The following is a 21,363-nucleotide window of genomic DNA, read 5'->3' as shown; positions in this document are numbered from 1 at the left end:
CTCTTAATTCGCTTCTGCAGATATCGGCTGAGGCGTGGACGCCGCATGAAATCAACAGAAGGAGGGTGAGTGTTACGATTTTATCAACGATTCTCATGTCGGATCACTGAAATGAATTCACGATTCGTGGTGTTATGGATTCGAGTGTTTTTCTGTAAACTGCTTGTGCATTTGCGTCGGTTGAAAACCATCGGGCGTAATTTCCGTTGTAGTGCACAATATACTTGGCCTTGAACTCCATGCCTACGCGCACCGACGAAACCACGACGAACACTTTCTTTCGATTCGTAACTTGCGCATTTCCACCTACGCCGCTGAGGCCGGCACCTTCAAAGGCTGCCCATGTCCCAATCGGAGGTTCGCTGTAAAAATCGGGAGTCCATCCATAGTACGGCGCTGGACCATGTACTTCCATGCCGCCCGTTCCGCATCGACGATATTGACTCGATTGGAAGTGTCTCGTTTCCGTCCGATACATACGCTCAACCGTCTCGGCGATGGTACGTCCATACTTGTCGAAAATGTACTTTAGTGCGTCCCTAGCGTCTTCTTCGGTGAAGTTGTTTTCGCCAGTGACAGGCTTTGCGATGAAATTGCCGACAATCCCGATCGGATGGAAGTGCCAAGGACTGGGCTCCTTTGGGAAGCCGTCGACACTGGTGACCTGCTCCCACCACTGCAATTTTCCGATCCGCTCGATTTCGGTCTTCCACAGCCAAAGCAGCTTCTTCATTAGCGGCGACAAGGCCTCCCACTTACCCAGGCCCCCGCCCCATTCGCTTTCACACCGCACGACGAGGTGGGAGAGGGCTTCTGCCATCCACGGCGTTTCTTGTGCACGCTTCAGCTCTTGCGCAGTCACCTTTCCATCGTGATTGGTATCAATCGCCTTCTCGAGCTTTGTGATGAGCGGACTCGCGTTGACCGTTGCGGCGCTCGCTTCGAATTCGGTTTTGCTTTCATCGGCCAGAAATTGCTCGGCGACATGGATGTAGCGCTTGAGCATGTCGATCGGCATGATGCTGCTGTTGTCAACCAGTTCGAAACCCGGCCAATCCCACGGACCGCACATGCGCACGAGAGGATGGTCCTGCTCGCACACCCATCCGTTGCGAGCACTTCCGTCCTTGGTGCCGATTGTCACGTAATACCAGCGACGCCCCTTGTCATCTTTAGCGCTGCTTTCCACACCGTTCTTCTCGAGGTCGACGCTCCGGAATACGTCGCGGAAATCTGCGCCGGGCCCCTTCGCGTTTGAGAAACTCAACGGAAAATCTTTCCAGCAGGGCACGATTGCGGTGGTCGTCGTATTGGCGAGGTTGCCATCGACCCAAACGGGCGCACCGGCGTCGTTGAATACCGGCTTCGTGTGTCGGCCACCATGTACTGGTGCGGCTGTTTTCGGTTGCACCTTGACCCATTTGCCCTTTGCGTCGGCGGCGAAAGGTACAAGTTTGGTACCGGGCTGCAGTTTCTGGTCCGGTTCTGGTAGGTCGGTTACGAGCCGCGCACCCGGCGAGATTTCTAGAAATGCTTTGGATGCGGGTAACTGCTTTGCCCGCTCGCGGCTCTTCTGGATGAATGCTTCGAGTTCGGGGCCTGCGAACACTTCCAGGTGCAGCAGTGGCCGGGTTGGCTTCGCTGGCAATAGCTTCGCGTCCGGGTACCGCAGATAGTGGCCGAACTGGCCGATGACGTCGCCAGCCTTCACAGCATAAGGCTGCTTTAGCACGACGACTGTGTCCAGCGGCTTCGGATCGACGATCGGATCAAGTTCCCCGAGGAAGACGTACCCGTATGGCGCATGCGGCGATACGGACTGGCCGACAACCGCCGCAGCCGGAGTCCCGGACTTGATTGCCTTGATTTTCGCCCAGCCCGGGTTCGCTTTTGTTTGGTCGTCAGTGTCTGAGAGGGTCAACTCTGTACCTTGCGGCAAGATGCCGAGGATTTTGCTCTTGCTGTTCGGCAGCTCACGGATGCGCAGGCCCGTGACCGGGGGCGGGAGCGGTGTTGTGTCTTTCGTGTCTTCTTCCGGTTCGGGCACCTTCTTGAAATCGCTCTGGATGAACTCTCCGAGTACATCGCGATTGATCGTGTCACGCAATGATGGCACGGGCACCTTTGGCAGCGGGACCTCTTGCTTGTCTTTCGCCTTGTCGCCGACCCGATAGTAACGATCGCCTTCCCAATACGGCATTGGCCCCATGTTCAGCTTGAAGCGGTCGACCTGAGCGACTTTCGCCTGTTCTGCCGCCGACTGGTAGCTATTGTGGTCCATCGTGTGCATGTACAGGCTGAAGAACGTGAGCGTTTCGTTCTTGCCGGGTGGTGTAGTGCTCGACGTTGGAGCTGGCGTCGCCGTTGCTGGCGCTGTGGATGACGTTGCCGGTTGGGTTGCAGCATTCTTGGCTGGCTCCGGCTTTGCGGGCGGAGGTGGGGGCGGAGGCAGTTTCAGCCGATGACGGATGAGCACGAAGCCCGTCGAATACAACGCGTGGCGGCCGTCTTGGTAGTCCTGTTCGGGATACTTGCTGTCGAGCCGGTACGCGACGACTTCCCCATCGGCGATTGCGCGGATGCCGTCGCCTTGCTTCAACTGCGCAGCCGTGTTCTGGTCGAAGTGGATGCCGCCATGCCACATGCCATTCGCACCCAGTGGATAGAACCCGTCTTCGGCGGCTGCCAGCGCCTTCATATAGGTCATCGGGTTGGCCGGGTCATCTTTGCCGACCGGTGAGAACGGAAAGGCCCAGTTTAGCGGCGTGTACGGTGCTGTCGCAGGTGCACTCGGGGCGGTCGCCGGCTTGGCCGGCGCGGCTGGCTTCGTGGTAGGGTGGCTATTGCTCATGTTTCTCGGAATCTCTCGTTTCTCGTTTTTCTTGCTGCTCGGATGCTGTCCGGCTTGGCATCAGCCGGAGAAAAGCGAGCCGCGGCCGCGGTCGGTCGATACCGGCGTCGCCTTCAATGGATCGCGAATCGTCCCGCTCGCGCCGCTCGACTTGTCCCAATTCCCGCATTTTTCCAGAATCTGTCCGGTCGTCACGTTCTCGATCAGACCGCCCTTGATACTGATGTATGAGCCGCCCGCGCCGATCCACACTTCCTTCGCGGCCGTCAGAATCAGCCGTCCGTCCGCGCTTTCGATTTTCACGTCCTGCAGCCCCACCAGCGAGGCCGAGCCGTTTTGCGCCTGAATGTCTACCGATCCCTTTGCCGCGAAAATCTTGATGCCGAGGTTTTGCGCGAACAGGCTGATCTTGTCGAGCACACTGACCAGTAACGCTTTACCGGCGGCCAAGTTGACGTTCTTGCCTGCAACGACGTTCGCGTGCTGGTTCGCCGTGACATGCACCGACTGCTGCGTCGACGCGGCGATGCCTTCAGGACTCGACAGCAGCATCACCGGCTTCGCAAAACCGTTCGCATTGCCCGTGCCGCCGCCCGCTGTACGGCCGCCGCTGGCAGAACCGGCGACCGTGCGCTGCGTTGCGTCGGTGAACGACTTCAGCGCGGCCTGACCGTCCTGGAGGCCTTCGGCGCGGTTCGTTTCACTAGCCTTCGACACGGTCTCGAGCACGGCTTCCGCGCCGGCAAGCGGATCGGTGGCGGCCGTTACGTTCAGCGGCTGGGCGGTGGCTGGCTGCGTCGATACATAGAGCCCCTGCTCGGCGCGTACCGCGCCGTACGCGCCAGACTTCAAGTCGAATCCGTTGCCGAGGAACGAGCCGCGCGTGTTATCGGATTGTTCGATCAGGTAGCCCAAATGCAGGTGAGAACTGTAGCTCGACGAGTAAAGGTGAACCCGGTTCTGACCGCTCGAATCGTCCATGACAAGCTGGTTGAAGCCGTCACCGCCGTATTCCCGAGACCGGAAGCCGGACAGCAGGCCGTGCGTGTGCCACACCGGCATCGTTGCGCCACCGTGCAGTCGCGAGATGATTACCGGCCGGTCGCAGTCGCCATTGACGAACCCGAGGAGCACCTGATCATCTTTGCGCAACGGGAAATAGCCGCCGCGCCTAGAGCCGGCGTCCGGCATCGCCGCGCGAATCCACGACGTGGACTTCGTATTGCGATCGTTTCGACTGTTCGATGTCCGGACCCGCACACGGTTGCCGTCGTCCGTAAGGATCTCTTCGTCGCTGTCCGTCACGACGATTGCCGTCTGCAGATGCATCTCCGGCTTCTCGTGCTCGAACGGGCTGCGGAACGGCGTCTTGCGGCGTTGCGCCTCGATCTCGACGTGGAAAAAACCGACGCCGCCATCGCGGTGACTCACGGTCGCACCCGTCCCAGCCGCCTGGACCTGTTCGATCTCGCTGCGCAGGCTGCGCGGAAACCGCGTCAGCGCATCCAGGCCGGGCAGATTGTTTTGAATCAGCCAGTCGCTCGCGATGATCGACAATTCGCGCTCTTCCTCCGGCAGGGCATCGAGAACCGGATGCCCCGACACCTTGAACCAGTAGCCGGGTAGTGCATAGCGCGGGCTGCCGATCGCGAAATAGCGCTTTGCTCGCGACGCCCATTCCTCGGTGCGGATTCGGCCCACGTCTGTGAGCCGGTATAGAGGTAGTCTTCACCTTGCCCGGGCAGATCCTCCAGATCGGCCGCGGGCGTACTGACCTGTTTGTCCAGGTCCGGACGCTTGTAGTCGGCGGTGCCGAGCGTCAGCGTCGCGCTTTGTGCGTCCTGCTGTTCGCTTAACTGGGTGAGTCCGTCGAAATCCTCGTCGGTACCTGCGTGGCTGAACTTCATCTCCGAGTTCGGTAGCGACGGCCCGAAATACAGGTCGTCCATCATGACGACCTTGTGCGACTTGCCGTCCTTTGCGAAATCGAAGCGCGGAAACACGCCGACTTCCTCCAGACTCCGATGCACGAAATTCCAGTCGGTTTCCCACTGCACGCGGTGCGAATACGAGCGCATCGCCGCGCGCAGTTCCTGTCCGTAGTTGCCGGAAGCCTGCGGATGCTTGTCGAATACGTCGGTGAGAATCTGCCAGCCGCTGGCTTCCTGCCAGTCGCGCCGATCGCTGCTGAGCTTCAAAAAGCTCAGCCACGAAGAGAACTGAAGCTGAAAATACGAGACGGTTCCATCATTTCCAAGGCGGCGAGCCCGCTGCACATAGCCATGGATCGGCAGATAACCGCCGTCGGTCTGGCGAATCCAGAGTGTGACGGGTTGCAGCATGAGAGCGCTAAGCTTGATCTTGTCGCCGACGACCGACGAGGCATCGACGGTCACCTCGAAATTGCGCCCGAGCCGCGCGTTGATCTTGACGTACAGCGGCGTGAGCCAATCGTCGCCGAGCGGCGTGTCAAGTTTCACGATGCGATCGAACTGCGCGTAACCTCCGCGCAGCACCTTCAGCAAGACTTCCCCGCTCATGCGATTACCCCGTTTCGTGCAGAACGCGTCCCACTATCACTCGACATCCAAATGCCGGAATGCGTACGCGTTGCAATCAAATCTTTCAAATAAATAACAATATATTTCAATAATATTTCGACTGAACATCACAATTCGCCAGAACGGAGTCTGGATTGATTGCGCGAAAGATCATACCAAAGGCAGTTCGGTACGATAACTCTGCGGTAACGATCTTTGAAGGTTTACTCCAAGCTGTCGCTAGCATCTTTTTATGAATTTTCGTCGCTTATCGAAATGCGTTTGGTTTCAATTCGAAAATGACTGGGATATGGAAAGCCGGATCATCGTTTTTTCAGGGAGCGCGCCATGTATTGGCGACTCGGCTAGGACACGTCCTGATGTTCATCCGGGCGCCAGGAATAGCCGGAGGGTGGATGTCCCGAGGCGATGAAGGTCGCACACCACTAAGGCTAGAGAGCGATCAATTTCCGGGATCTGCCGAATTGATACGCGAATTGCTTTCGATCGAGACAGCAGTGGTTGGGGGCCTGGCGTCCGATTTGCCGGAAGGTACGCGATGGGTCTCGGAGAGCGACGCCACGGATATGGAGAATGTGTCGCCGACGAGACAAGGCAGTCGGACTAAGACGTACAAGTGTGGGCGACTCTAGGCGCCTTCGAGCACGAAGCACGCGCGACGGCCGGGCCAGACAACTTTATGACGAGTGGACCATTCCCGCGGCGCTCGCGACAGCATCGGCGGGGGCGCCGACACGATTTGACGTCACGTCGCATGTTGCAAAAAAGCCCCGCAAATCGTTTGATCTTGCGGGGCTTTCGCACTGATTCTGGCGGAGAGAGGGGGATTCGAACCCCCGATAGGCGATTAACCTATACACGCTTTCCAGGCGTGCGACTTAAACCACTCATCCATCTCTCCGGAAGACCGAGAGTATAGCAAACTCCCGCGGCCTCCCGCCAGCCCCTTCGACGAGCGGCTGTAAGCTGCCGGAAATTCGGTTTCCGTGGCCCGCGCGTCCGTGCCGCCGTGCGCGATCGTTGCGGCGATCGACGCGCTCGCCGCGTTCGACATGATCCGGGATGACCGCCCCCGCCCCCAAGTCTGCTATCTTCCCCCGCATCTCATCGCTTCCCCGCCTCTCCATGACTGACCGCATCGTCGCCGCGTTCGATTTCGACGGCACCATCACGACCACCGACAGCTTCCGCCATTTCGTCCGTTACGCGGTCGGCACGCCGCGCTTCGCGTGGGCCGGGCTGCGCGCGCTGCCGTGGATCGTCGCGATGAAAGCCGGGCTGCTGTCGCGCGGCGACGCGAAGGCGAAGTTCGCGTGGTTTGCATTCGGCCCGATTGGCGACGACGCGCTCGATGCGCTCGCGCGCCGGTTCGTCGACGGCTATCTGCCGAACCTCGTGCGTCCGGACATGCTGGAACGGGTGCGCGAGCATCGCGCGCGCGGGCATGAAGTGGTGCTGGTCAGCGCGTCGCCGTCGCTGTATCTGGAGAAGTGGGCGAAGACGGCGGGCATCGACACGGTGCTCGCGACGCACCTCGCGTTCGAGCGCGGCAGGTTCACCGGGCGGCTGAACGGCGAGAACTGCTGGGGCCCGCAGAAAGTCGTGCGCTTGCGCGGCTGGTGGGGAAATCGGACGCCCGCGAAACTGTTCGCCTACGGCGACAGCCGCGGCGACAAGGAAATGGCCGAACTCGCGAACTGGGCATGGATCCGCGGGCACGGACCGATGCCGCCGATCGGCGATTGATGAACTGACGCGTGCGCCGAGCCGCGCCAGCACGCCGCCGTTACGCGTCGGCCCGCTGCGCGCTGCGCATCCCGCGATCCGGACGATACGCGCCCCAGCGATTCGCCCGCCTGAACGTGCCGACATCGTTGAACCGCACGCCGACTTCACGCAGCGCCGCATGCGCGGTGCGCGCGGTCAACTGCCGGATGTAGAACGGATCGCGCACCACGAAGTGATGGATCGCATGCGTGCTGCCGAAGTTGAAGCAGAACAGCTGGAACGGCAGCATCCACCACGGGTTGAGCACCTGAGTCTGCTGGATCACGTTGCGCGAATCGATGTCGCCGAAGTAATGCATGTTCGAGCTGACGAAGTTGATGCAGAAGCTGCGCACGAAGTTCGGCCCGAGCCACACGACCGCAAGGAAATCGACGACGTGCATCACGCGCTCGACGGCGGCCGGCACGGTGATCGCATGGCCGAACGCATGCAGTGCGAACAGCCCGACGTGATAGACGATGAACGCATGCCACAGCGCGTAGTACGCGTGACCGATCGGCATGTAGGACGACACCTGCTCGACACGCAATTGCATACGTTCGGACGCATCCTGAACCGACTGCGCGGCGACGTACTGCCTGACCTTGCGGCGCATCGCATTCGGCCGCAACACGACGGCGAGCATCCCGTCCGCGATCATCAGCAGCCGCTTCACGCCCCAGCGTTCACCGTTGGTGATACCGAATTCCTCGAGATCCGATTCGCCGCCCGATACCTTGTGGTGATGCAGGTGCATGCGTCGGCGCGTCCACGGGTTGATCGTGCCCGGCCGCGTGAGCCAGCACAGCGCCATCATCAGGTGATAGGCCCACGGCGTCTTCTTGAAGTACATCAGGTGGATCAGGTCGTGCTCGAGTTCGTGGATCAGCGACGTGACGAACGCGGCGAGCGGCAGCGCGACGTACCACGCGATTGCGCCGTGCGCATACAGCCACGCGATCGCGAGCATCGCGCTGACCGACACGGCCATCACGCTCGCGCCGACGAGGTTCTGGTTGTCGAGCAGCGGAAAGCGCGCGCGGATCGCGTCGCTCGCGGCGTTCACCTCGCGGCGGACATACGCGACCTTGTCGGCGTCGTGTCGAAAGACGGTTCGTGCGGGTTGGCTCATCGACCGGAATCCGTGCGGAAAGGAGTGGGGCGCAATGCCGATGTGACAAGCATAGGCGCGCCTCATCCCGCACACGAGGGCCGCCGGTGCCAATCATGGTGTCATTTCGGGCCACCGTTGCCGGCGCGACGGCGACCGATGCGGCCCCGCGCGGCTAGAGTGCGGCCGTGGTGTCATTGCGGGCCAGCGACGCTACAATCCGCCGAAACCGCACCGGAGTCCGCCGCATGGCCCTGTCCGCCCCGGATGCCGCGCGCCAGCTGAACAAGGCGACGGTATCGTCCGCGTATGCGCTGTTCATGCTGATGCTCGCCGAGGAGCGCGGCATCGACGGCGAGCGCATTCTCGCCGGCTCCGGCGTCGCGCGCGATCGGCTCGCGCAGCCCGACGCGCGCATCACGCCGCTGCAGCAAGCGGCGGTCGTGTTCAACCTGCTCGACGCGACGAACGATCCGTCGATCGCGATCGAGATCGGCCTGCGCAGCAGCCTGACGAAATCCGGGCTGATCGGCTTCGGGCTGATGAGTTGCGCGACGCTCGGCGAAGCGATCGCGCTCGGCATCCGCTACCTGCCGACGCGCGTGCCGTTCTTTTCGGTGCGGCTCACGCAGCTCGACGGGATCGTCGACATCGACGTGCTCGAGGCGTTTGCGCTCGGCCGGCTGCGCCAGTTCGCAGTGGAAAACTTCCTGGTCGAGACGGCGATCCTGTTCAACTCGCTGCTCGATCCCGTGCCGGGGCGCACGCTGCAGTCGCGTGCGGAGCTGCATTTCGAATGGCCGGAGCCGCCGTGGTTCGAGCGCTATCGCGCGCGGCTGCCGCGCTGTCATTTCGACGCGAGCGCGAACCGCATCCGTTGCGACGCCGCGCTGCTCGACGAGCCGATCGGCACCGCGAACGCGCAGACCGCGCAGATGATCGTCCAGCAATGCGAGGCCGAGCTCGCACGGCTCGGCTATGCGGAAAGCATCGTCGAGCGCGTGCGCAACCTGCTGATCTGCGGTGACGCCGGCTATCCGTCGGTGGACGACGTCGCGCGCGAACTGCACGTATCGGCGCGTACGTTGAAACGCAAGCTCGCGGAATTCGGCGCGACCTATTCGGCGTTGCTCGACGAGATCCGGCTGCGCGATGCGCTCCGGTTACTGGAGGGCACGCGCCTACCGGTCGACGAGATCGCGGCGCGGGTCGGCTACACCGATCGCGCGAATTTCACGCGCGCGTTCAAGCGCTGGACCGGCGTCGCGCCGAGCGAGCGGCGCTGACGGCGCGCCGGGCGGCGCGATCCGGTGGCGGCCGATGCCGGCCATGCGCACGGCTTCGATCCATCGGTCATTCGACAATCAGAGTCAGACGATCGCAACCCAGTTCGCGCCGCGCCCACCGGGCACGCGCGCGTGCAACGCCAGCGTGCCGTCGTCCGGCGCGATCGCGTAGACCGACACGTGTTCCGACTGTTCGCCGCACGCGACGAGCCAGCGTCCCGACGGATCGATCGCGAAGCCGCGTGGCTGCGTTTCGGTGAGCGTCGCGTGCGCGGGTTCGAAGCTGCCGTTCGCGGCGCGGCGATAGCAGAGCAACTGGCTCGACGTGCGTTCGCTGACATACGCGAAGCGCTCGTCGGGCGTGAGATGAAGATCGGCGGCCCACACGGCGGGCCCGGTCGGCGCGGGCGGGCGCGCATGGCCTGGCGGCAAGTCGGCGACGGCCGGGTGCCGCGCGCTGACCTGCGCGTCGCCGAGGCGGCCGCTGTCGGTGTCGCGTGTGAAGGTCGCGACCGTCGCCTGGAATTCGCTGACCGCGACGAGCGCGCGGCCGTCGCGCGCGAAGCGCAGGTGACGCGGCCCGAAGCCGCCCGGCACGCGCGTTTCGCCGTGTTCGAGCGCACGCAGGCCGCCGGCATCCTCGATCAGCGCGAACGTGAAGATCCGGTCCGAGCCGAGCGAACTCACATACGCGAAGCGGTTGTCGGGCGACACGACGACGGCATGCGCGTTCGCGATGCCGTGCACGACCTGCAGCGGCGCGCCGTCGCCGTCACGCACGCGTGCGGCGTCGTAGAGGCTCAGCGAATTGCCGCCGTACGACGCGCCGAGCAGCCAGCGGCCGCTGCGGTCGAGCGACAGGTACGCAAGGCTCGCGTCGATCGCGGTCGCGCCGATGCGGGCAAACGCGCCGGTGCCGGTCGCGACGCGGAACGCGACGATCGTCGGCTGCTCGCCGCGCGTCGCGACGTACAGCCGCGCGCGATCGGGCTGCACGGCGATGGGCATCGCGGCGTCGCCGGCCGGGTAACGGGCGAGCGGCGCGAGCGCGCCGTCGGACGTGAGCGAGAACGTGGCGAGGTCGCCGTCGACGGCATTCGAGACGACGACGGTCAGGCGATCAGTGTTCGGCATGGCGGAGCATCGCGGTATTCGTGAAGGACTCGTCGGCCGGCAGGCCGCGCGGCGGATCGCTGCGCCGGTGCGTGCGCGCGAACAGCGCGGCGACCGCCGCGACGAGGGACGCGATCGCGAGCGCATACAGGCCGCCCGTGATCGAACCCGTATGTTGCTTCAGATAGCCGAATGCCGTCGGCGCGACGAAGCCGCCAAGGTTGCCGATCGAGTTGATCAGTGCGATCACGGCCGCGGCCACGCGCGTGTCGAGGTAGCCCTGCGGGATCGGCCAGAACAGCGCCGACGCGGCCTTGAAGCCGAGCGCGGCGAAGCAGATCGACGCGAATGACCAGACGGGATCGTGCGACGTCGACGCGAACAGCCCGCACGCGGCCAGCACCAGCGCGAACGACAGCCAGCGCTGCGGATGCTTCCACTTCGCGGACAGCACCGCGAAGCCGTACATCGCACCGATCGCGATCATCCACGGAATCGTGTTGTAGAGGCCGACCTGGAAATCGGTGAGGCCGCCCATCTTGCGGATGATCGTCGGCAGCCAGAAGGTGGCCGCGTAGATCGTCAGCTGGATCGCGAAATACAGGAAGCAGAACAGCATGATCTGCGGGTCGCGCAGCAGCGTGGTGGCCGACACGTGCACCTTCGAGCGCACGTCGCGGGTCGCGCGCTCTTCATCGAGGGCGTTCTGCAGCGCCGCACGTTCGTCGGCGGTGAGCCACGTCGCGTCGCGGATGTGCGATTTCAGCAGCAGCCAGCTCGCGCCGCACAGCGCGACCGAGAACATCCCTTCGATCAGGAACATCCACTGCCAGCCCTGCAGGCCGAAGCCGTGGATCGACAGCAGCGCGCCGGTGACGGGCCCGGACAGGACCGACGCGAACGCGGAACCGCCGAGGAAGATCGCCATCGCCTTGCCGCGCTCCTGCGGCGGCAGCCATTGCGACAGGTACAGCACGACGCCGGGGAAGAAGCCGGCCTCGGCCGCGCCGAGCAGGAAGCGCAGCGCATAGAACGACGTGTCGTTCCACACGAACGCCATCGCGGCCGCGACGACGCCCCACGTCGCCATGATCCGCGCAAGCCAGATGCGTGCGCCGTAGCGCTGCATCAGCAGGTTCGACGGCACTTCGAACAGCGCGTAGCCGACGAAGAACAGGCCGGCGCCGAGCCCGTAAGCGGCCGCGCCGATTCCGATCGACGCTTCGAGGTGGCGGTCGACGAAGCCGACGTTCACGCGGTCGATGTAGTTCGCGATGAACATGATCAGCACGAGCGGCAGCACGTGCCACTTCACTTTCGAAACGGCGGACGCGAGCGGGTCGCGGCCGGGCAGGGCGGGTGAGGTCAAGGGTGTGTCTCCGGTCGGGCGGCGAACGGGGCGGCGGCCCGCGTTGGCGTCGAGATGGTGATTTAAGTAGTATGTCGTCGTATGACATGGTACGCCTGAGCTTTAGGCATGGCGTCGCGGGTTTACCCGGAATATGCCCAAATATTGGGGAATATCAGGAGGGTGGCGCGCCGTTCGATCACATCCGATGACGTATGACGTGGGATCGCGAGCGAGCGCCGGCTGTCCACTGGCGGCGTCGCATGCGACGTGCTGAAGGTGGCGTACCGCCATCGCCGAGCGCGCGTAATGCCGGCAGCTCGCGACGCAGGCGATCGAGCGCTTCGGCCGAATCGACGCACTCGTGAACAGCGCGTTCGTGCACGGCACGTTTCCGGAGGCCGTCGAGGACGCCGATCTCCGACGGCTGGCGCGCGGTGTTCGACACCAACGTGTTCGGCACGATGACGCTCACGCAGGAAATCGTGCCGCACATGAAGCTGCAGAAGCGCGGCACGATCGTGATGATCAACACGCAGGTGACGCGCAAGCCATTTGCAGGGGAATCGGGCTACGCTGTATCGAAGGGGGCGCTCGCGGTTGCGGCAAAATATCTGGCGCGCGAGCTCGGCGTGCACGGGATCGCGCGAACAGCATCCACATGGGGTGGATGTGGAGCGTGCCGACGCAGACGTATTTCCGGCAGGCGGCAGCGGAGTACGGGATGACGGAGGCGGAGATCATCGCGCCGATCGCGTCGAACATCGCGCTCGCGAAGCTGCCGACCGACGAGGACTGCGCGCGCGGCGCTGTTCCTTGCGTCGGATTACGCGAACGCAGACCGGCGCGATGCTGGATGCGAACGGCGGCGATTTCATGCCCTGAGGAGGGAGCGGCGAATCATGCAGGAAACTCGGCAGGCACGGCACTTCTTCGCGTTCAACGGCGATGCTGATGGCCTCTGCGCGCTGCAACAGCTACGGCTCGCGGAGGGCGCGGGCGGCACGCTCGTGACCGGCGTGAAGCGCGACATCAAGCTGCTCGAGCGAATCGATGCGCGGGCCGGCGATCGCGTGACCGTCCTCGACGTGTCGCACGACCAGAACCGCGACGCATGCGCGCGGCTGCTGCGCGACGGCGCGGCGGTTCGCTACTTCGATCATCACTTCGCGGGCGCGTTGCCGGGCGATCCGCGTTTCGATGCGTATATCGACACGGCCGCCGACATCTGCACGAGCGCACTCGTGAACCGCTATCTCGGCGGGCGGCACGTGCGCTGGGCGATCGTCGCGGCGTTCGGCGACGAACTGCCGGCGCTCGGCGACGCGCTCGCCCGCGAATACGGAATCGATGAAGCCGAGCGCTGCACGCTGGCCGAGCTCGGGCTCTACCTGAACTACAACGCATACGGCGACTGCGTCGGCGACCTGCATTTCGATCCGGCGGTGCTGGCCGATGCGATGCTGCCGTGCGCCGATCCGCTCGACTTCGTGCGCGACACGCCGGTGTTCGCCGCGCTGCGCGACGGCTATCGCGACGACATGGCGCGGGCATGCGCGCTCGTGCCGCTGCGTGACGTGCCGGGCGCGACGCTGATCAGGATGCCGGATCAACCGTGGGCGCGGCGCGTGTCGGGGATGCTTGCGAACGAGCGGATGCGCAATGCGCCGCATGCGGCGCTCGCGGTGCTGTCACCGCGTGCGCAAGGCGGGTTCGTGGTCAGCGTGCGCGTGCCCGACGGCAGGCCGCTTTGCGCCGACGAGTTCTGCCGCGGTTTCCCGACCGGTGGCGGACGCAAGCGCGCGGGCGGCATCAATCATCTGCCGGAAGCCGAGTTCGACGCGTTCGCCGAGCGGTTCGAAGCGGCGTTCCGGCTGGACTGAGCCGCGGCCCGTGCGCCGCGCGCGTGGCGCCGCTCCGGCCGGTTGCGTCGGCGAGCCCGGCACGCGCGAGTCGATCGCTGCGTCACGCGTGAACCTCGACGAAGAATCGTCGGAATGGAGTAAGGCGTTTCACCGGGCCGGCGATCCGACGTCGGCACCCGATGCGCGCGCACGCGCCGCTGCGTGGCGAGCATCGACATCGCACGAGCCTGCCGCGACAATACGGGTCACTTTTCCGTTTCCTGTCGCGAGGTGCCCGTGTCAGCCAAGTCGTCCGTTGCTCCTGCCGTCGTGTGGTTCCGCGACGATCTGCGCGTGACCGACCAGCCCGCGCTGACGCGCGCAGTCGCGTCGGGCCGGCCGCTCGTGTGCGTGTATGTCGACGATACGGGCGAGGGTGCGGGGCGGGCGCTCGGCGGCGCGGCGCGCTGGTGGCTGCACGGCTCGCTCGCCGCACTCGACGCGGCGCTCGCGCGTCATGGCGGGCGCCTGCTGCTGTTGCGCGGCGATGCACAGCGCGAGATCGAGCGCATCGTGCGCGACACGGGCGCGGCGGCCGTGTACTGGAACCGCCGCTATGCGCAGCCGCAGCGCGATGCCGATGCGGCGTTGAAGGCGACGCTGAAGGCGCATGGCCTGGAAGTCGAGAGCAGCAACGGCAGCCTGCTGAACGAACCGTGGGAAGTGATGACGGGCGCCGGTACGCCGTTCCAGGTGTTCACCGCATACTGGCGCGCGGTGCGGCGCGATCGCACGGTGACGGCGCCGCTGCCCGAACCGGAGCAGATCGCGTTTCATCCGTGGCCGGCCGCCGTGCGCGAACGCGCGCTGGCGCTCGACGCGCTCGCGTTGCGCCCGCACGCGCCGGACTGGGCGGGCGGTCTGCGCGACGCGTGGCCGGCGCCCGACGAAGCCGGCGCGCATACGCGGCTCGACGCGTTCGTGCACGCGTCGCTCGCCGGCTACGCCGACACACGCGATCGACCCGGCGAGCCCGCGACGAGCCGGCTGTCGCCGTTCCTGCGCTTCGGCAACGTGTCGCCGCGACAGGTGTGGCATGCGGTGCAGGGTGCGGCACAGGCGGGCGGCGTGGCGTGCGCGGCCGGTGCGGAGAAATTCCTGAGCGAGCTCGGCTGGCGCGAATTCAGCCACGTGCTGCTGTATCACTTCCCGGCGCTCGCGACCGACAACTTCCGCGCGCAGTTCGACGCGATGCCGTGGCGCGACGATCCCGCCGCGCTGCGCGCATGGCAGCGCGGTCTGACCGGCTATCCGCTCGTCGATGCGGGAATGCGCGAGCTGTGGACGACCGGCTGGATGCACAATCGCGTGCGGATGGTAGTCGCGTCGTTCCTCGTCAAGCATCTGCTGATCGACTGGCGGGCGGGCGAGCGCTGGTTCCACGATACGCTCGTCGATGCGGACGCCGCGAACAACCCGGCGAACTGGCAATGGGTGGCTGGCTGCGGGGCCGACGCCGCGCCGTATTTCCGCATCTTCAATCCGGTGACGCAGGGCCGGAAGTTCGACCCGCAGGGTGAGTACGTGCGCCGCTGGGTGCCGGAACTCGCGGGCCTCGACGCGGCGGCGATCCACGCGCCGTGGGAGGCATCCGCGGCGCAGCTGGCGGCGGCCGGCGTGCGGCTCGGGCTCGACTATCCGGCGCCGATCGTCGATCACGACGGCGCGCGCCGTCGTGCGCTCGATGCGCTTGCCACGTTGCCGAAGCCGGGCGCCGCCGGCCGTTCGCGCGCGGTGTAACTTGCCGCGTCAGTTGCAGTACGCCGCGTGCTCGAGCAGCGCGAGCGCGATGTCCGAATCGAAGTAGCTCGCGCCGCACCACGCGACGAACGCAAGCACGCCGGCGGCCAGCGCCGCACGGATCATGCCCATGCGGCCTTGGCCGAGCCGGGGCGCGCGATGCGCGCGTCGTCGATCGGCAGGTGCAGCAGCGCGGCCAGCACGCCGAGCGCGATCGAGCCGATCCACAGCGGCAGATACGAATGCGTCGCGTCGTACACGAGCGCGCCGAGCCATACGCCGAAGAAGCTGCCGAGCTGGTGCCCGAAGAAGACGAAGCCGAACAGTGTCGCGATGTAGCGCACGCCGAACACCTGCGAAATCACGCCATTGCTCAGCGGCACCGTGCCGAGCCACGTGAAGCCCATCACGGCCGCGAACACGTAGACGCTCGCGGGCGACAAAGGCGCGGCAACGAACGCGGCCATCGCGAGCGCGCGCACGACGTACAGCACGGACAGCACGTACTTGCGCCGCAGCACGCCGCCGAGATGGCCGCATGCGTAGGTGCCGGCCACGTTGGTCAGCGCGATCAGCGCGAGCGCGACGCTGGCATGGCGCGCGGGCAGCCCATGATCGAGCAGGTAGGCCGGCAGGTGGGTCGCGATGAACGCGAGCTGGAACCCGCATGCGAAGAACCCGGCGTTCAGCAGCCAGAAGCCGCGGTGCGCGAACGCTTCGCGCACGGCCGCCGCGATCGACTGGTCGGTGCCGTCGGCACGGCTCGCGGCCTGCGCGGGCCGGTCGCGCACCAACGCGGCGAGCGGCGCGAGCAGCGCGGCGACGAGCGCGAGCGCGACGAATGCATGCTGCCAGCCGATGCCGCCGATCAGGACCTGCGCGACCGGCACCATGCAGAACTGGCCGAGCCCGCCGATCGCGCCGGCGACGCCGAGCGCCCAGCCGCGCCGGTCGGGCGGAAACAGCCGGCTCAACGCGCCGTAGATCGACGCGAACGCCGACCCCGACAGCGCGATGCCGATCACGAGCCCCGCACCGGCCGTGAACACGCCGATCGACGCCGCCAGCGCCATCGTGACGAGCCCGGCCGCGTACAGCAGCATGCCGGCGACGATCACACGCACCGACCCGAAGCGGTCGGCGATCATCCCGGTCAACGGCTGCGCGATGCCCCACACCAGGTTCTGCAGCGCGAGCGCGAGACCGAACGCTTCGCGCGACCAGCCGTGGTCGAGCGTGACCGGCGCGAGGAACAAGCCCTGCACGTGGCGGATGCCGAGTGCGGCGCCCATGATCAGGCCGCCTGCGAGTACCGGCAGCCAGCGCCGCCGGGCGTCTCGTTCGATCGGGGTCATGCATGTCTCCGGATGAATGCGTGCGGCGCGACGGCCGCGTTCGATCCGATTAGACGATCCGGTCGCGGTGTCGCTCAAGCGATCATTCGGTCGGGTTCGCATGCGCGTCGGGAATGCGACGTGAGGTCGGACGCGATGTCGGCGAGAAGTGCGAGGACGGCGGCGCGGGCCGGGTGCGTGGAGCCGCTGCCGCGCAGGCGGCCGGCGTGGCACGTGGCCGATGCGCTGTTACGTCGTCGGTCCATCGTCTGCAGTGGCGCGATCCGTCGCGCAACGATCGCCGCAGCGCTCAGGCATCGGCATCGACTCGACGCGGAAAATCGCGCGCGGGCTACCGCTGCGCCACGTCGTACGCGCGCATCGCCGCGTCGCACTCGGCTGCTTCGGCGAGTATCCAGTCGCGCACGTCGGCGACTTCGCGGCGCGGTGCCGGATCGTGCCGGAACAGCCAGTAGCCATAGGCATCCGACGCCGTCTGCGAGCGCGGGCCGAGCACCGCGAGCCGGCCGTCGGCGAGCATCGGCGCGACGAGCGCGAGCCGTCCGAGCGCGACGCCCTGGCCGGCAATCGCGGCGTGGATCACCTGATCGTACTGGTTGAAGCGCAGCACGCCCTTGGGGCGCGCGTCGCCGAGGCCGGCTGCGTGCAGGTGCGCACGCCATTGCAGCTGTGTTTGCGGCGGCCCGTCGAATTCGAGCAGCACGTGGTCCGCGATCGCGGCCGCGTCGGTGACGGGCCGGGCGGCCAGCGCGGGGTGCGCGACCGGCACGACGATCTCGTCGAACAGGCGCGCCGCGCCGGCCGGCGCGCGCTCGCGCGGGCAGTAGCGGATCCCGAGGTCGATGCCTTCCGCGCGCAAATCGAGTACCTTGTCGTTCGCGGCGACACGCAAGTCGACCTCGGGCAGGCGCGCCTGCAGGCGCCCGAGTCGCGGCAGCAGCCACAAGGCGGTCACGCCGATGCTCGCGGTAATCGTGACGGGCTGGCGCTCGCGCGCGGCGGCGAGCGACGCGACGGTGTCCTGCAGGCTGAGCAGCGCCGCATCCGCGGCGCGGAACAGCCGCTCGCCTTCGGGCGTGAACGCGATCTTCCGATAGCCGCGCTGCAGCAGCGCGACGCCGAGATGCGCTTCGAGCGCATGCACCTGGCGGCTGACGGCCGACTGCGTGACGCACAAGTCCTGCGCGGCGAGCGTGATGCTCATGCGCCGGCCGACGGCGACGAAGCCGCGCACGAGATCCAGCGACGGGAGACGGACGAGCGGCGTTGACATGCGTCGGGCTCATGCGAACGGAGCAGCAAGATTGGTTGAGAACGCCGGACGCGTCAAGTTCAATGGAGGCTGGCCGACGGGCGGGCGCCGGATCAGGTGGCGCCGCACAGGAGACAGGATGACGATTTCGAACGAAGCGGGCGGGACGGCTCGCGCGGCCGAGCAAGCGGCCGAGTACGCGCCCGGGCGAGCGGCGGACGCATTGCCGCCGCAGCCCGTGACGCTGACCGCGGCCGACGGCTACGCGTTGCGCGGCTACGTGTGGCGCCATCGCGGCGGCGGCGGGGGTGCAATGCGGCCCGTGACGGTCATCAATTGCGCGACGTCCGTGCGCTGCGACTATTACTTCCGCTTCGCCGCGTGGCTGTTCGCGCAGGGGCGCGACGTGCTCGTCTACGACTATCGCGGCATCGGCGGATCGCGCCCCGCGCGGCTCGCGACGCTGCGCGCGAACTGGCTCGACTGGGGGCGGCTCGATTGCGAGGCCGCACTGCAGTACGCGCGCGACGCGTTTGCGGGCCAGCCGCTCGACGTCGTCGCGCACAGCATCGGCGGCTGCGTGCTCGGGCTCGCGGCGTCGAACGCGTACGTGCGTCATGTGGTGACCGTCGGCGCGCAGTATGCGTACTGGCGCGACTATCGGCCGCAAGAGCGGCGGCGCATGTGGTTGAAGTGGCACGTCGCGATGCCGGCGCTCGCGGCCGTGTTCGGCTATGTGCCCGCGAAACGGCTCGGCTGGATGGAAGATACGCCGCGCGGCGTCGCGCTGTCGTGGGTGCGCGCGCAACCGCGCTTCGAGGATGCGTACACGCACGGCCTGCTCGCCGAACCCGAGGCGAGCCGCGCCGCGTTGCCGGGCCGCTTCGCGCGGCTGTCGGCGCCGATGCTCGCGATCGGCCTCGAAGACGACGGCTTCGGCACGGTCGACGCGATCGAACGGCTGGCCGGCTACTACACGGGCAGCGACGTCACGCATCTGCGGATCGCGCCGCGCGACATCGGCGTCGATGCGATCGGTCATTTCGCGTTCTTCCACAGCCGCTTCACCGACACGCTGTGGCCCGTCGCGTTGTACTGGCTGCAACACGGCGCGCTGCCGGCCGATGCGCCGGGCCATGTCCACGCGCGCCATCCGGCGCAGCGTGCGGGGCAGGCGGAAAGCGGCGTCCCGGGTGCCGTCGCGCAAGGCTGACCGCGCCCGCAAGCGGGTAGTCGCGTCGATCAGGCGGCCGCGCCGGCTGCCGCTGCCGACGATCCCGGTCGCGACGCATCGTTCCACGTCCGGCGCGATCGATTAACATCGGACGTTTGATTCGACTGCCTGCTGCGTGCCGATGTCCGTTCCGCCCGATTCCGAGATTTCCGCCGACCTGTCGCGCGCATGGCGCGTGCACTTGCTCGACTTGCCGCCTGCCGCGTCGCGTGCCGGCGTGCAGGTCGCGCGCATCGATTTCGACTGGCGCGTGCCGCTCGCGTCGCCGGCCTATGCGGCATTGAGCGATGCCGAGCGCGCGCGTGCCGGGCGCTATCTTCGACACGAGGATGCGGTGCGCAGCGCCGCGACGCGCGCCGCGCTGCGCGACGTGCTCGGCGCGGCGCTCGACATCGCGCCGAACGATATCGCGATCGTCGTCGATGCATCGGGGCGGCCGTCGCTGGATCCCGCGCATCGCGCATCGCTCGATTTCAACGTGTCGCACGCGGGCGATCACGCGCTCATCGCATGGGCAGAGACGGGCCGCGTCGGCGTCGATATCGAAAGCTGCAACCGCACGACCGACTGGCGCGCGCTCACGGCCGAAGTGTGCGCGACTGCCGAAGCCGCTTATCTCGACGGCCTGCCGCCCGACGCGCGTGCCGACGCGTTCATGCGCGTATGGTCCGCGAAGGAGGCGCTGCTCAAGGCGCTCGGCATCGGCATCGGCGGTGGGCTGCGCGCGTTCGCCGTCGTGCCGCCGCGCGATGCGGCGACGCCTGCGACGACGATCATCGAGCCGGCCGCGCCGGCGGCCGGCGTGGCCGCGTTCGACGCGCGCTGGCTCGACGCGGCGCCCGGCTACGCGGCGTGCGTCGCGTGGACGCGCGCGTGAGCCGATGTCACCGCGCGGCGTTCACTCGAGCGGCGCATCGTTCGGCGCCGCGTAGCGCGTCCTGATCACGTCGCTCATCGGGAAGTCGAACGCGAGCCCCTTCGGCGGCACCGGCTTCATGAACCACTTGTCGTACAGCGCATTGATCTCGCCGCTCTTCATCAGTTGCACGAGCACGCCGTCGACGAGCGCCTTGAACTGCGGATCGTCCTTGCGCAGCATGAATCCGTACGCTTCCGACGACTGCGGCGTGCCGACGATCGCCCAGTCGGCCGGTTTCGCCGCGAGCTGGCGCACGCCGGCGAGCAGCACGTCGTCCATCATGTAGGCGGCCGCGCGGCCCGATTCGAGCGTGAGGCGTCCTTCGCCGTAGTCCTTCGCGCTGATGATCTGCATGTTCAGCTTCTTTTCCTCGTTCATCTTGCGCAGCAGGCGTTCGGACGTCGTGCCCTGGTTCGTCACGACCGTCTTGCCGGCGAGATCGGGGAAGTCGCGGATGCCCGCGCTCGTGCGCGTGAGCAGGCGCGTCGTCGCGACGAAGAAGGTGGTCGAGAACGCGACCTGCGCGTGGCGCGCGGCGAGATTGGTGGTCACCCCGCATTCGAGATCGACGGTGCCGTTCTGCACGAGCGGGATCCGGTTCTGCGACGTGACCGGGATGAAGCGCACCTGCAGGTCGGGCTTGCCGGTGCGCACCTTCACGGCGGCGATCACGCGATCGCACAGGTCCTGCGAGAAGCCGATCACCTTGCCGCTCGCGTCGACGTAGGAGAACGGCACCGACGTTTCGCGGTGGCCGATCGAGATCAGGCCGGCCTGCCGGATCTTCTCGAGCGTGCCGGACAGCGGCTCCGCGGCGAGCGACGCGCCGCACGCGAGCGCGCAGGCGGCGACGAGCAGGCTGCGGCCGAAAAGGGCGGTCAACCGGGGCGGGATGGTCATGGCAGGTCTCCGAATGCGGATG

The 21,363-nt window shown here is 66.3% G+C and carries 17 protein-coding genes and 1 tRNA gene; 7 read left to right on the top strand and 11 right to left on the bottom strand.

Translation table 11 applies throughout. The features are described 5' to 3' along the window. Positions 1-103: 103 nt before the first annotated feature. The 4 genes from ACP26O_RS11240 to ACP26O_RS11225 form a co-directional block, all read right to left on the bottom strand. Complete coding sequence (locus ACP26O_RS11240; RefSeq protein WP_244100359.1) at positions 104-2,851, bottom strand: SH3 domain-containing protein; 2,748 nt, start codon at positions 2,849-2,851, stop codon at positions 104-106. A 60-nt stretch (positions 2,852-2,911) separates the two neighbouring features. Then, positions 2,912-4,180, bottom strand: coding sequence for a type VI secretion system Vgr family protein (locus tag ACP26O_RS11235; protein ID WP_244103707.1), 1,269 nt, complete (start codon positions 4,178-4,180; stop codon positions 2,912-2,914). A 200-nt stretch (positions 4,181-4,380) separates the two neighbouring features. Then, entirely contained in the window at positions 4,381-5,391 is a 1,011-nt protein-coding gene (locus ACP26O_RS11230; RefSeq protein WP_244099099.1) for a phage late control D family protein, read from the bottom strand. 831 nt (positions 5,392-6,222) lie between these two features. Beyond that, positions 6,223-6,313, bottom strand: a tRNA-Ser gene (locus ACP26O_RS11225). 224 nt (positions 6,314-6,537) lie between these two features. Between ACP26O_RS11225 and ACP26O_RS11220 the strand changes: the two genes are divergently transcribed. Then, on the top strand, positions 6,538-7,158 hold the full coding sequence (locus ACP26O_RS11220) for an HAD family hydrolase (protein WP_175666683.1): 621 nt from the start codon (positions 6,538-6,540) through the stop codon (positions 7,156-7,158). A 40-nt stretch (positions 7,159-7,198) separates the two neighbouring features. Here ACP26O_RS11220 and ACP26O_RS11215 read toward each other — a convergent pair whose 3' ends face one another. Beyond that, positions 7,199-8,311 (bottom strand): fatty acid desaturase, encoded by a 1,113-nt coding sequence (locus ACP26O_RS11215; protein ID WP_175666684.1) that lies wholly within the window; start codon positions 8,309-8,311, stop codon positions 7,199-7,201. Between the two features lie 227 nt (positions 8,312-8,538). On the opposite strand from ACP26O_RS11215, the gene ACP26O_RS11210 reads away from it, so the two are divergent. Continuing rightward, on the top strand, positions 8,539-9,576 hold the full coding sequence (locus ACP26O_RS11210) for an AraC family transcriptional regulator (RefSeq protein WP_175666685.1): 1,038 nt from the start codon (positions 8,539-8,541) through the stop codon (positions 9,574-9,576). An 84-nt stretch (positions 9,577-9,660) separates the two neighbouring features. Here ACP26O_RS11210 and ACP26O_RS11205 read toward each other — a convergent pair whose 3' ends face one another. Together ACP26O_RS11205 and ACP26O_RS11200 are read right to left on the bottom strand one after the other, a co-directional pair. After that, on the bottom strand, positions 9,661-10,710 hold the full coding sequence (locus ACP26O_RS11205; RefSeq protein ID WP_175666686.1) for a lactonase family protein: 1,050 nt from the start codon (positions 10,708-10,710) through the stop codon (positions 9,661-9,663). Next, complete coding sequence (locus tag ACP26O_RS11200) at positions 10,697-12,058, bottom strand: MFS transporter (protein WP_175662643.1); 1,362 nt, start codon at positions 12,056-12,058, stop codon at positions 10,697-10,699. The genes ACP26O_RS11205 and ACP26O_RS11200 overlap by 14 nt, the downstream gene beginning before the upstream one ends. 416 nt (positions 12,059-12,474) lie before the next feature. Here ACP26O_RS11200 and ACP26O_RS11195 point away from each other — a divergent pair, with 416 nt between their 5' ends. From ACP26O_RS11195 to ACP26O_RS11185, 3 genes are all read left to right on the top strand, one after another. Continuing rightward, entirely contained in the window at positions 12,475-12,765 is a 291-nt protein-coding gene (locus tag ACP26O_RS11195) for an SDR family NAD(P)-dependent oxidoreductase (protein ID WP_244103706.1), read from the top strand. 174 nt (positions 12,766-12,939) lie between these two features. Next, on the top strand, positions 12,940-13,920 hold the full coding sequence (locus tag ACP26O_RS11190) for an acetyltransferase (protein ID WP_175666687.1): 981 nt from the start codon (positions 12,940-12,942) through the stop codon (positions 13,918-13,920). A gap of 258 nt (positions 13,921-14,178) precedes the next feature. Further along, positions 14,179-15,681 (top strand): cryptochrome/photolyase family protein, encoded by a 1,503-nt coding sequence (locus ACP26O_RS11185; RefSeq protein WP_175666688.1) that lies wholly within the window; start codon positions 14,179-14,181, stop codon positions 15,679-15,681. Between the two features lie 9 nt (positions 15,682-15,690). On the opposite strand, the gene ACP26O_RS11180 is transcribed toward ACP26O_RS11185, so the two are convergent. From ACP26O_RS11180 to ACP26O_RS11170, 3 genes are all read right to left on the bottom strand, one after another. Beyond that, entirely contained in the window at positions 15,691-15,813 is a 123-nt protein-coding gene (locus ACP26O_RS11180) for a hypothetical protein (RefSeq protein ID WP_279607351.1), read from the bottom strand. Further along, positions 15,804-17,036, bottom strand: coding sequence for an MFS transporter (locus ACP26O_RS11175; protein WP_175666689.1), 1,233 nt, complete (start codon positions 17,034-17,036; stop codon positions 15,804-15,806). Before ACP26O_RS11175 ends, ACP26O_RS11180 begins: the two co-directional genes overlap by 10 nt. Positions 17,037-17,367: 331 nt before the next feature. Next, positions 17,368-18,309 carry a LysR substrate-binding domain-containing protein gene (locus tag ACP26O_RS11170; RefSeq protein WP_175666690.1) on the bottom strand — a complete coding sequence of 314 codons (942 nt, stop codon included), beginning with the start codon at positions 18,307-18,309 and terminating at the stop codon, positions 17,368-17,370. A 118-nt stretch (positions 18,310-18,427) separates the two neighbouring features. On the opposite strand from ACP26O_RS11170, the gene ACP26O_RS11165 reads away from it, so the two are divergent. Together ACP26O_RS11165 and ACP26O_RS11160 are read left to right on the top strand one after the other, a co-directional pair. Next, the gene (locus ACP26O_RS11165) at positions 18,428-19,501 is read left to right on the top strand and encodes an alpha/beta hydrolase family protein (protein WP_175666691.1); all 1,074 of its coding nucleotides are present in this window, start codon (positions 18,428-18,430) and stop codon (positions 19,499-19,501) included. 142 nt (positions 19,502-19,643) lie between these two features. Then, the gene (locus tag ACP26O_RS11160; protein WP_175666692.1) at positions 19,644-20,399 is read left to right on the top strand and encodes a 4'-phosphopantetheinyl transferase family protein; all 756 of its coding nucleotides are present in this window, start codon (positions 19,644-19,646) and stop codon (positions 20,397-20,399) included. A 21-nt stretch (positions 20,400-20,420) separates the two neighbouring features. Here ACP26O_RS11160 and ACP26O_RS11155 read toward each other — a convergent pair whose 3' ends face one another. Beyond that, the gene (locus tag ACP26O_RS11155) at positions 20,421-21,341 is read right to left on the bottom strand and encodes a glutamate/aspartate ABC transporter substrate-binding protein (protein ID WP_175666693.1); all 921 of its coding nucleotides are present in this window, start codon (positions 21,339-21,341) and stop codon (positions 20,421-20,423) included. Positions 21,342-21,363 lie beyond the last annotated feature (22 nt).

Origin of the sequence: Burkholderia sp. R-40, from assembly GCF_049942845.1 — a bacterium.
Lineage (GTDB): Bacteria > Pseudomonadota > Gammaproteobacteria > Burkholderiales > Burkholderiaceae > Burkholderia > Burkholderia ambifaria.
The sequence above is the reverse complement of the archived record's forward strand: the minus strand, read 5'-3'. Positions and strand labels throughout refer to the sequence as shown.